This is a genomic window from Micromonospora sp. NPDC003776 (assembly GCF_053605645.1).
Window position 1 is genome coordinate 1 of the sequence record NZ_JBSGJR010000858.1, and the last position, 1957, is coordinate 1957.

The 1957-nt window shown below is 72.2% G+C and carries 2 protein-coding genes and 1 pseudogene; 2 read left to right on the forward strand and 1 reads right to left on the reverse strand.

What is annotated here, in order from left to right; translation table 11 throughout:
- Nucleotides 1-105: 105 nt before the first annotated feature.
- Nucleotides 106-636, reverse strand: coding sequence for a M48 metallopeptidase family protein (locus ACWEVO_RS35780; protein ID WP_452311826.1), 531 nt, complete (start codon nucleotides 634-636; stop codon nucleotides 106-108).
- 493 nt (nucleotides 637-1129) lie between these two features.
- Between ACWEVO_RS35780 and ACWEVO_RS35785 the strand changes: the two genes are divergently transcribed.
- Complete coding sequence (locus ACWEVO_RS35785) at nucleotides 1130-1297, forward strand: DUF5679 domain-containing protein (protein WP_007464795.1); 168 nt, start codon at nucleotides 1130-1132, stop codon at nucleotides 1295-1297.
- Between the two features lie 203 nt (nucleotides 1298-1500).
- Nucleotides 1501-1957: pseudogene (locus ACWEVO_RS35790) on the forward strand (hypothetical protein); the annotation flags it as partial.

Consider the following 1957-nt stretch of genomic DNA (forward strand, 5'->3'; position numbering starts at 1 on the left):
AAATTGCGGGTTGGGGGGGCCGGGGGGGGGGGGGGCGGACCAAATTCCCGGTAATTTCTGCCCCCCCGCGCCCCGGGCCGCCGGGGTGCCGAGGCGAACGGGCGGTCAGTCGGTCAGTGGGACGCCGCTGGCGGCGGCCGCACCCTCCAGGTAGCCGCGGGCCCGTTCGGTCTTCGGGTAGCGGCCCACCAGGGCCCAGAACGAGGCGTTGTGGCTGGGCACGATCAGGTGCGCCAGCTCGTGCAGGAGCACGTAGTCGACCACCCAGTCGGGCATGTCCTGGATCCGGTGCGAGATCCGGATGGTGCGGTCGGCCGGGGTGCAGGAGCCCCAGCGGCCGTTCTGGTTGGTGACCCAGCGGACGCTGGCGGGGACGGCCGCCGCGCCGTACTCGGGAAGGTAGAGGTCGATCAGCCGGGTGGCCCGGGCCAGCAGCTCGGCGTCGGAGCGGGCCAGCCGGCCCTCCCGGGCGGCGAGCCGGGCCAGCATCCGGTCGACCCACTCGCTCTCCTCGGCCCGGGAGAACTGGTCGGGGATGAGCACCACGACCCGCTCACCATCCCGATACGCGGACACCGTCCGTCGCCGGCGCTGACTGCGCCGCACCTCGACGACGGGCTTCCGCGTGGCGGCCATCACTGACCCGCGCAGCCTCGGATGACTGTCACGAAGAGAAGCTAATGCGTACTGACCAGGGGTCCGCAAGAGTCAACACGACGACACGCGCCCGGAAAATGGGGGTTGGTCGTCAGGAGTCCTGAAAAATTTCTTTGCGGGAGACCCGTACGACACTCCGGAGCGTCACCTCGGCGCCGGCACCCACGTTAAGTGATCTACGGACGCGCCGTCGCGCGGGGGCGCCCTGAAGGGGGATCTGAGCGCATTCACCCGGCGTGTCCCCGCCAAACTGACTTATCCGACGTAATGCGGCATGCACACTCTCGACGTCGACTAGCTCACAGAGTCGGCGCACAGCTGACATGGAACCGCCCATACCTGGGTAGGGTCCGCCAACCAGCGGTCACGAGCGTGGCCGCCGAGAACCCCCCGGCGTCGGCGCCCCGCGTGGCCCGCCGCAGGGAAACCCGCCGGGACGGCGTGTCCGGCGGACGAGACGAGGAGGGCTACCGTGGCCGACCAGGCCCAGACCTACAACGGTTACTGCGTGAAGTGCAAGGAGAAGCGGGACTTCGAGGGGCACGTGGAGGTCTCGAAGACCGGCATGAACATGGCCAAGGGCAAGTGCCCGGTCTGCGGCACAACAGTGAACCGCATCCTCGGCAAGGCCAAGGTCTGACCCGTACGGGTCCCGTGGGGGGAGGGGTGGCCGCCGGCCGCCCCTCCCCCCACGCGTCTCGGCCCGGACCGTCGGTTCACCGACTCCGGTTACCGGCCGGTTGTGGACAACCCCGCCCCTTCCTGTGGACAACCCTGGACAGAGGCGGGCGCACCTGTGGACAACGATCGACGGAGAGCGCGGACACGGTCACGATTCGTGGCATGACGCACCCGACTCCCCTCCCTCGCCCCACCCTGCTGCCCGGCCTGGCCCGCCTCTGGCGGGACCGGCACACCCTCCAGCTCGGGGTGGAGCCCGGCCGCGCGGTGCTGCTGGAACTGGCCAATCCGCGGGCCGCCCACCTGCTGGACCTGCTGGACGGCAGCCGCAGCGAGCGGGCCGTCCTGGCGGACGCCGCCACGGTTCAGGTGCCCCCGGCGGAGGCCCGGCTCCTGCTCGACACGCTCCGGGCCGCCGGGCTCGTCGTACCGGCGCACAGCCTGCTCCCCCGCGACCTCGCCGGGCCGGTCCGCGCCCGGCTCGCCGGCGAGGCGGACGCCCTCTCCCTGGCCGTGCCCGGACCACCGGCCACGCCCGCCCAGGTGGTGCGGCGCCGCCGCACCGCCCGGGTGCTGGTCACCGGGGTCGGCCGGCTCGGCGCGGCGATCGCCGTCGGGC

What these genes read in the sequence shown, in the direction of transcription:
- ACWEVO_RS35780 (WP_452311826.1), bottom strand. Translation starts at nt 636, where the DNA reads ATGGCCGCCACGCGGAAGCCCGTCGTCGAGGTGCGGCGCAGTCAGCGC.